This window comes from Flectobacillus major DSM 103 (assembly GCF_000427405.1).
Taxonomy (GTDB): domain Bacteria; phylum Bacteroidota; class Bacteroidia; order Cytophagales; family Spirosomataceae; genus Flectobacillus; species Flectobacillus major.
In genome coordinates, this window is the sequence record NZ_KE386491.1 from 5,105,338 (window position 1) to 5,114,946 (window position 9,609).

The following is a 9,609-nucleotide window of genomic DNA, read 5'->3' on the forward strand; positions in this document are numbered from 1 at the left end:
AAGTTTGTCAAAGACAATTATAATTTTACAAAAGGGTTATTTTTTTTCTCAAAACCGATAGTAGTACTAGGCCCATGACCCGGATATACCGTAGTGGTGTCGGGCAAAGTATATAATTTTGTTTTGATACTTTTTTCTAAATCTGCAAAGCTACACAAAGGCAAATCTGTACGCCCAACGCTTCCCCTAAAAAGTACATCGCCTCCAATCACAAGCTGCTGACCTTTATGATAAAAAACCACATGGCCTGGTGCATGCCCTGGCGTAAATAATACCTCAAGCGTTGTATTTCCGAAAGTAATATCTGTCCCTTCTTCCAAAAAAGTATCTACCTCTGTATGCTCATAAGCAGGAAACCCCCAATAAGCTGCACGACTTGGGGCCGATTCCAGCACAGGAATATCCTTTGCGTGTAAATGTAAGCCAATCGAATAGGTTCGTTTGATAAAAGCATTTCCCAGAATGTGATCGATATGAGCGTGGGTATTGAGTAATTTGACAGGTTTAAGCTGTTTGCTGGTAATAAAATCGGTCAAAATCTTTCGTTCTTCATAAACATGGCACCCTGGGTCGATAATAACGCATTCCAAGGTTTTATCCCATAGTACGTATGTATTTTCTTGGAAAGGATTAAATGTAAAAATTTCGAGTTGTATCATTTTTGTATTTTGCTATGCTATACCCCAGATACCAAAAATTGGGGTAAGCTATTATCTGCTAAGACAAAGATAATGGCTTATATCAACGAAACAAAAGGGTGTTTCAAATTGGAGAATACATCATTGGGTATTGCCCTATGCCTAAATACTTAACAAAAACATGGTAGGTTTTTTGTGTAAATCAGGTTTTTGTTTTTGCCATTGAGCGATACTCTTTGTTTGAATAAATTCGTCAGACCCACTAACATTACAAGCAATACACAATTGCATAGTAGGGTTACAGATTTGGAGAATATCTTCCAGAAAAGTATTATTTCTGAAAGGAGTTTCCATAAAAATCTGGGTTTGTTGTTTTTGGGCATCTTTTTCCAAAGCTCGTAATGCTTTGTGCCGTTCTACTTTTTCAATGGGTAAATAGCCATGAAAAACAAAAGATTGTCCTGAAAAGCCTGAAGCCATTAATCCCAATAAAATAGACGAAGGCCCCACCAAAGGCCGTACCTGAATCCCCAACTGATGAGCCACCTTTACAGCCACTGCTCCGGGGTCGGCAATACCTGGACACCCCGCTTCTGACATTACACCGATAGCTTCGCCTTTCGGAACGGTTTTGAAATATGCCCGAACTTGTTCGATAGACGTATCCTTGGTTAGCTCGTAGAAATGCAATTCGTCAATTACCTTTCCTAATTTTAGTTCGCTAATAAAGCGGCGAGCCGTACGGATATTTTCCACAAAAAAATGGTTGGTGACACCAATCACCTCTTTGATTTGTGGTGCAAGTACCTGATTGGCCGTATCCGGGGCAAGCGTAGTAGGTATTAAAAAAAGAGACATATTTGGAAAAAATTACTGGTTGACAAACTGATTCACGGTTTCAATAAATGCTTGAGGTTGATCAGCTTGTACCCAGTGGCCAGCACCTACAATGCTTACTAATTCATAATTGGGGAATAATTCCCAGATTTTACGCTCATCTTCGGGCTGAATATAGTGCGAGTTTTCGCCACGGATAAACAAAACGGGTTGTTGAATGGCCTTTTCATTGGCAAGCTCGTGCCCAACCACATCAATATTTTTAGCAATGACAGGTACATTGATTCGCCAATCAAACTGATTTCCTTTTTCGGGATTACGCCAAAGGTTTTTGAGGAGAAACTGTCGAACACCCTCCTGTTCTTCAAATCTTTTCAGAATTTCGTTGGCTTCGGTACGGCTTGCCAAATTGGGTAGGTCGATAGCCGCTAATCCTTGTAAAATCATGCTATGGTGTACAGGGTAATATTTAGGAGCAATATCTACTACAATCATTTTAGCAAAAGCATCGGGGTAGTTCATAGCAAATTGCATCACGGTTTTGCCACCCATCGAATGTCCAACAATAATAGGGTTTTTGAGCTGATGTTCGTCGATAAACTCTTTAAGGTCGTCAGCCATTACTTCGTAATTGAACACATCGCTTCGTGGCGACTGCCCATGATTACGTTGGTCAACCATATATATACGATTTTTTTCACCCAAAACTTTGCCAATGGTAAGCCAGTTGTCTGAAGAGCCAAATATACCATGTAAAATAATGATAGGCTGACCACTTTCACCTACTTGTCTAAAATATAATTTCATGATGTTGTTAGTTTTTCTTTTTTGCAAAGATACGATTTACCTCAACAGGGTAATCAGTAATTATATGTAGTTTCATTTCATTTTTTTATTTTGATATGCTAAGTATGCAACAAAATATCTGAGATATTATAGATAAAAAAAAATATATTATACCTTATCACGGTTTGATACAGTAGAAAATTAAATCGTAAATTAATGATTTTGAATCATGGGATAATTCTCATTTTAAGCAGAGAGTCACATATTAAAGTTGCAAATTGATTTGTAAAATATCGATACACAATAAACCGTGATAATGTCTATTAGACTTTATCACGGTTTGTAACAAGTAGGTTTAATTAATGATAATGCTTACAGACAACTCAGTCTATTTTTGATAAGTAAAAACCGTAAATTAGCGAAATTTAAGGCATTTATATATCCTTAGAAAATCAATGCAGATTATGCTCTTATCCTATAATAAATAAACCGTGATAAAGTCTATTAAATTTTATAAAATTATATGTATAATACTTTGTATTGTATATATTTATGTTGAAATCAAGTCCTTGTAACTTAAATTCTTCACTAAAATGAAAAAGATGTTCTATGTTTTAATGTTATTATTCACCGTTACGCTGAGTGGATATAAACAAAGTTTAGTTTTTTCTTCAAAACAAGCTCCTATTACTCATATAAGTTCTCTTTCAGATGAGCAACTGGCTGTTCTTAATGGAAAAGGTTGCTCTTTTGGTCAATGGTTAGCTACGATTGGAGCCTGGGTAGGTTGTGCTTCAGTTTCAGGTGGGGTAGTTCCAGTGCTTGCTGCTTGTTTGGGTGCAGTTGGTGGAACAATTGATTGTATTGATATAAGTGGAAATGTGTCAAATGCCCCTCCTTGTACAGATCCTTGTCCAAATGGTGGATATGAAGAGGAGTATTCTACTTGTCAACAAATAGGAGGACAGATTCTTGGTCAATCGCAGTGTAGTTCTAATCCAAATAGAATTTGCTGTCAAGATTAGATTATAAATTGGAGGCTATCTTATCAATAGTATGTTGAATCATTCTTTTTTAGTTACTATTTCATTTTATAAAACTCTTTGCATTTGTTTTATTTAGGGATTTGATTTTGAAAGCAATGAGTTTTTGTAATAGTAAGCAGTTGTTAAGATAGCTTCCTAATTGATATTAAGGTAATGAGATATATTTAAAAATTTAAATGGTATTAAGAAATGATAAAATACTCATTTTTACAAACCAATATCTTGATGATATTCTTTCTAGTAAATAGTATATGGCCTGATCTATTTAGGAATTTAGCTTATCAAACAGTATTTTCTGTTTTTGTTGTAATTGCTACCTTACTACTTTACTTTTTTAGCTTGGGATTTCAATTAACATATAAACAATTACTGCTTAAAGGAGCTCAAATTGGTTTGATAACGGGCTTTTTTTTAGGGTTATTTTTTTATCTATATACTACTTATATAGATAAGCTTTATTTTGAACATTTAGCAGAAAAAATGGTGTCAGAATACTCATCGAAGGGATATGATGATTTTACTATTAGAAAAATGATTGTCTATCTAGGTACAACAAGAAAATATCATATAAATGAGATAAGCACTTTTATCTCAAGTATATTTAAAAACATCTCTATAGCACTTATAATAGCACCGTTTTTTACAAGAAAAGAAAATGTAACTATTGGATAATCAAATGAAAACTTTAAATAAAACAGCACAGATAATAGGTGGTGCAGTAGGGCTTTTTATTCTTGTTGCTACACTTTACTTTAGCAGAATAGATATTCAGGCCATTCCCCCTGCAAATAATATAGACAAACTGGTTATTGGGCAATCTATTTCAAGCTCGAATTGGTTGTTACTAAACCCATCTAGCAAGCTTCAAGCTGATAGTTTGGAAAGAATCTATGTTGTTGTTTCTCCTTCATGTCCTCATTGTAGACATATTTTATCTATATTGAATTCAGATAAATCCTATCTGAATAAGAAAATACCTATTTTCCCTGTTTTTAGAAAAAAGGCTAATATGACAGAGATAAATAAATTGATAGAGCTTGATAAAATTAATTACCCCATTTTTAAGATTAGAGAAAAATCTGTTTTGGATTCGATCAAATTAGTACCTTCATTTATTTATACCAAAAATGGTAATGTACAGAATATTGTAATAGGTGGTGTTGCTGATAAAGAAGAGTTTAATTTACTCGTTAATTCAATTGTGAAAACCAAATGGAAACCAAACATAAAATCGCAGCAGGAGTCAGCTTGCTTACACTAATATGTGCATCCTATATACCTTTTCTTCCTAAGAAGCAATTTTCTTTTAAAAATGTATTTGTACAGACAGATAGTTATTCTTGTGGGTATTGTTGTTTAAGGATGATTTTTGAGTATTATGATATTAAAAAAATAGATTACACTAAAATGCGGAGTCAATTAGCCAGTAATAGGAAAGGGACTTCAATGCTGAATTTAAAGAGATATTCAAATACTGCAGGGCTAAAAGCTAAGGGATTAAATGTTCCCAATTTAGAGCAGTTAGATTCTTATACTCCTTGTATTATAAGAATTAATAGCAATCATTTTGTTGTAGTAGATAGTATGAAGAATGGGTTTATTTATGTTCGAGATCCTTTGGAAGGTAATGTTATGTTTAAAAAACATGAATTGCCATCAAAATGGGATAATGTTGTATTAGTATTCCAAAAATAGATACACAGATAAAAAATATTGCTATAATTTGTCATAGTATTTATTGTTGTTTAAAGTTTATAACAATCTTTTTCGCAGTTTATAAGGAAATAATTTAAGTAATTATGATATTTAGATGATAAGAGCAGTTCATCGTAATAAAGGATTGCTCTTCCTTTTCGACATTGTTTTCAGAAGCAGTAGTGTATGGTTGTGTAGGGTTGCCTTCTCATTATGTCTGAGGTATTTATATCTGTAGTTAATACTTTCAAGCAATTCTTTTTGATGTTTTTGTTGAATGACGGACTTGATTTTTACTTAAATCAAGAATAGGCTTTCTTCCTTGGCTTAGTTGTCTAAAACAAGTTGCACCATAATCAGACTCATCGTGTTTTTTCTAGCCATTAATCTTATGTTGTCTTTTGATAACAACTAATATATTCTGTTGGTATAACAGATAATTTCAAAAACATCATTTGGCAACATAGACGGAATGGTCTTTATTTATTATGTACCTATATTCTAATATTAAATATACTTTGCTATTTAAAATATTTTCAATGTACTGAATTTTAAAATTAATCATATCTATTTATTTATCGCCTCATACTTATTTAGATAATAAATTGTATTATTCTAATGGTTTGTTTTTGTATAATCTGAATTACTGTATGTTACATTTAATACTTTTACATTATGTTAATTTTTGTTTTTTGGGGATACTAAAATTTTGTTGTTATTTTGCGTGTAAATTCATCCATTCAGTTTCTAACTAAATTCCAAATTCACTATCATGAAAAAAATCTTTACCACTAAAGTAGTCATGAGTTTGCTTTTTTTACTTACGGCGACGATTTCAAGTGTACGGGTTTTTGCACAGGTAACCACTTCTTCAATTTCAGGTATAGTAACCGATACTAAGGGAGAAGCATTACCAGGTGCAAGTGTGATTGCTATTCACACACCATCAGGTACACGTTATGGTATTTCTACGAATGCATCTGGGCGTTATGCCTTATCAGGTGTTCGTGTAGGTGGCCCTTTTACTATTAAAGTAACATTTGTTGGTTTCAGAGAACAGGTAAAAGAAAGTGTTTACACTACCCTTGCTTCTACTACTGTTCTTGATTTCAAATTAAGTGACGAAGGTACAGTACTAAACGAAGTGAAAGTTACATCTACTATAAGTAATGTAATGAGTGAAAACAGGCTAGGTGCTATCACTAATATCGGTAGAGAACAAATCTCATCTCTCCCTTCAATCAGTCGAAATATTAACGATTTGACACGCCTTACTCCACAAGCTAATGGTACATCAATTGGAGGTGGTAACTATCGTCAAAATAATATTACGGTAGATGGTGCAGACTTTAACAATAACTTTGGTATTGGAGGAAATTTACCTGGAGGTAATGCTTCCCCCATTTCATTAGATGCACTTGAGCAAATCTCAGTAAACGTTACTCCGTATGATGTTCGTCAATCAGGTTTTATTGGTAGTGCTATTAATGCTGTAACGCGTTCAGGTACAAATCAGGTTTCTGGTTCTGCTTACACATATTTCAGAAATGAAGGCATGCAAGGGAATAAAATTGGAGATCAAACATTCATAAAACAAGATCTTCAGTACAAGCAATATGGTTTTAGATTAGGAGGACCACTGATTAAAAATAAATTGTTTTACTTTGTAAACGGAGAATTTGAAAGACAGACAACTCCAGGGCCTTCTCAAATTGCTGCTACTGCTGCACTTCCATTCTCGCAAGCGAATCCACAAGTATCTCGTCCAACTGTTGATGAAATGAATACTATTAGTCAGTACCTTGCAGACAAGTATGGATATGTAACGGGACCATATCAGGGATATTCATCTAAAAGTTTTAGTAATAAGTTTTTAGCTAGATTAGACTGGAATATTTCTCAGAAACACAAATTAAATGTTCGTTACAGTTTTTTAGAAAGTGAGTCTTCAAGAATTCAACCTAGTACATCAACATCTCCATTTGTTAACCTTTACCCTCAAAATCGTCAAAGTACTCAAGCCCTACAATATGAGAACTCAGGATATTTCCAGGCTGCCAATTTTTACTCATTTGCAGCTGAATTAAACTCATTCTTAGGTAAAGCATCTAATACTTTGCGTGTAACTTATACACGTCAAAACGACCCACGAACAACTAAAGGAGGGCAATTCCCTTTTGTTGATATTTTAAAAGATGGAAACCCTTTGACTTCGTTTGGGACAGAGTTGTTCTCTTATGGAAACCTAAGAGATGTTAAAACTTGGTCTATTGTTGATAATGTTGAAATGACAATTGGTAAAAATAATTTAACATTTGGGGTTCAGGCTGATTTTAATGAAACTAAAAACGGATTCCAACGTTTTGGTACAGGCTATTATGTATTTAATACTTGGGATGATTTTGTCACAGGAAAACTTCCTACTGCTTATGGTTTAACATACTCATTGGCTCCAGGTTTTGCTCAAGTATTTCCATCATTTAAGTTTGCTCAGTATTCTGCTTATGCTCAAGATGAAATTAACGTAAATAGAAAATTGAAATTGACTGGTGGTATTCGTTTGGACTATGCAACATTCCCTAATAGTCAACAAGACCATCCACTTATATCTCAATTGACATTTGAAAGTGGACAAAAAGTAAACACAGGGCAGTTCCCTGATTCTCGATTGATGTTTTCTCCAAGATTTGGATTTAATTATGATGTAAAAGGTGACCGTTCTATTCAAGTAAGAGGTGGGTCTGGTATTTTTACTGGTCGAGTTCCTTTTGTATGGATCGTTTCTCAAGTGGGTGATGCGGGTATGTTACAGGTTACGCAAACTTGGCAAGGCTCAAATGTTCCTGGCCCATTCCGTATAGAACCGTATTACCCAACTACAGTTCCTCAAGCTGGTGTAAGTATTCCTACAGGTGGTACTACTACTATTTCACCTAATTTCAAAATGCCACAAACTTGGAAAAGTAGTTTAGCTGTAGATGTTCAACTACCACTAGGCATTGTAGGTTCAGTAGAAGCAATTTATAACAAAGATATCAATACCGCTTATTTCAGAAATATTAACTTGAACGCTCCTCAAGCGTTGAATGTGAGTGGTTATCCTGATAGTCGTTTAATTTATGGAGCAACTAATACTGCTAAATATATAAATCCTCTTACCTCTGCTGGTCAGTATAGTGCAACAGGAACTACAGCATATAACGTTACACAGTTAGGTAATTCAAATCAAGGATATTATTTCTCTTTCAATGCTAAATTAGAGAAACAATTTTCAAATGGATTATCTGCTATGCTTTCTTATGTAAAAAATGATTCAAAGAATTTATTTGATGGCAGTGGCGACCAACCAGCATCTGCATGGCAAGGTACTGCAACTGTGAATGGATCTAATAGCCCCGTATTAAGCTATGCTAATTATGTAGTTCCTACTCGTATTATTGGGGCTGTAACCTATAGAAAAGAGTATTTGAAGCATTTAGCAACAAGTGTTTCGTTAGTCTATGAAGGTTCTTCGATTGGTCGTTTTTCTTATACTTATAGTGCTGATATTAACAGAGATGGTGCTAACGCAGATTTGATTTATATTCCTAAAGACCCGAGTGAAATTACTTTTGTTTCTCAGACTATCGGTTCTGGTGCTAGTGCTGTAACTTATACTGCTCAACAGCAGAGTGATGCCTTTTTTAAATATATTGAGCAAGATGATTATCTACGTTCTAGAAAAGGACAATATGCTGAAAGAAATGGTGTTGTAATGCCTTGGAGAAGCCAATTTGATGTTAAAATTTTACAAGACTTATTTACAAAAATTGATGGTAAGCGTAATACACTACAGTTAAGTATTGATATCTTCAATGTTGGTAATTTACTTAACAATCAATGGGGAGTACAAAAAATTGTTAATAACTCTAATATTCTTGTACCAACAAACCAAGCAAGTTTGGTTGCAGGAGGAACTACCAAGCCAACATTCAGACTTGCTCAGGATAGAGGAGCTCTTATTCAAGATACATACAGAACAAATATTGGATTTAGCTCAACATATTATTTCCAAGTAGGTCTACGTTACATCTTCAACTAGTTTTAGGTGTTAACCATATAAAAATCCCCGTTCAGCACTGCCTGAACGGGGATTTTGTTTTATAAACCCAATCGAATGACTTTTATGCCAAATGAAAAGGGCTGATACATATTATGTGTATCAGCCCTTTTTAACTTTTCTTTTTCAATTATTTTTTTTCAAAATCTCTATGATTTGCCATTTTGAATAGCTCTTCCTTGGGTAATGATTTAAAATACTCGTAAGTAATCTTTAAACCTTCGGCTCTGCTTACTTTTGGTTCCCATCCCAAAATCTCTCTTGCTTTGGTAATATCTGGACGACGTTGTTTGGGGTCGTCGGTTGGCAAAGGTAACGAAATCAGTTTTTGGTTTGTACCTGTCAGTTTGATGATTTCTTCGCCAAATTCTTGATGGTGATTTCATCTGGATTACCAATGTTGACTGGATAGGCGTAGTCGCTCAACAACAAACGATAAATCCCTTCTACCTAGTCGTCTACCTATCAGAATGAACGTGTCTGCGAACCATCGCCAAACATCGTTAGG

At 34.3% G+C, this 9,609-nt stretch carries 8 protein-coding genes and 1 pseudogene; 5 read left to right on the forward strand and 4 right to left on the reverse strand.

The window, feature by feature from the left end; all coding sequences use genetic code 11:
* Window positions 1-17: 17 nt before the first annotated feature.
* The 3 genes from FLEMA_RS0160220 to FLEMA_RS0160230 form a co-directional block, all read right to left on the reverse strand.
* Window positions 18-659 carry an MBL fold metallo-hydrolase gene (locus FLEMA_RS0160220; RefSeq protein WP_026997467.1) on the reverse strand — a complete coding sequence of 214 codons (642 nt, stop codon included), beginning with the start codon at window positions 657-659 and terminating at the stop codon, window positions 18-20.
* Window positions 660-800: 141 nt separating this feature from the next.
* Window positions 801-1,496, reverse strand: a complete 696-nt coding sequence (locus tag FLEMA_RS0160225) for an SAM-dependent methyltransferase (protein WP_026997468.1) — start codon at window positions 1,494-1,496, stop codon at window positions 801-803.
* 12 nt (window positions 1,497-1,508) lie between these two features.
* Complete coding sequence (locus FLEMA_RS0160230; protein ID WP_026997469.1) at window positions 1,509-2,282, reverse strand: alpha/beta fold hydrolase; 774 nt, start codon at window positions 2,280-2,282, stop codon at window positions 1,509-1,511.
* Between the two features lie 572 nt (window positions 2,283-2,854).
* Here FLEMA_RS0160230 and FLEMA_RS75000 point away from each other — a divergent pair.
* From FLEMA_RS75000 to FLEMA_RS75020, 5 genes are all read left to right on the forward strand, one after another.
* Window positions 2,855-3,286 (forward strand): hypothetical protein, encoded by a 432-nt coding sequence (locus FLEMA_RS75000; protein WP_044173923.1) that lies wholly within the window; start codon window positions 2,855-2,857, stop codon window positions 3,284-3,286.
* Between the two features lie 210 nt (window positions 3,287-3,496).
* A complete protein-coding gene (locus tag FLEMA_RS75005; RefSeq protein WP_144080169.1) occupies window positions 3,497-3,979 on the forward strand; it encodes a DUF4199 family protein in 483 nt (160 codons plus the stop codon).
* A 4-nt stretch (window positions 3,980-3,983) separates the two neighbouring features.
* A complete protein-coding gene (locus tag FLEMA_RS75010) occupies window positions 3,984-4,568 on the forward strand; it encodes a thioredoxin family protein (protein WP_044173929.1) in 585 nt (194 codons plus the stop codon).
* The gene (locus FLEMA_RS75015) at window positions 4,520-5,002 is read left to right on the forward strand and encodes a cysteine peptidase family C39 domain-containing protein (protein WP_081681398.1); all 483 of its coding nucleotides are present in this window, start codon (window positions 4,520-4,522) and stop codon (window positions 5,000-5,002) included. Before FLEMA_RS75010 ends, FLEMA_RS75015 begins: the two co-directional genes overlap by 49 nt.
* 772 nt (window positions 5,003-5,774) lie before the next feature.
* Entirely contained in the window at window positions 5,775-9,083 is a 3,309-nt protein-coding gene (locus FLEMA_RS75020) for a TonB-dependent receptor (RefSeq protein WP_044173934.1), read from the forward strand.
* Between the two features lie 148 nt (window positions 9,084-9,231).
* Here the strand turns inward: FLEMA_RS75020 and FLEMA_RS75025 are convergent.
* Window positions 9,232-9,609 (reverse strand): annotated as a pseudogene (locus FLEMA_RS75025) (SDR family NAD-dependent epimerase/dehydratase); the annotation flags it as partial.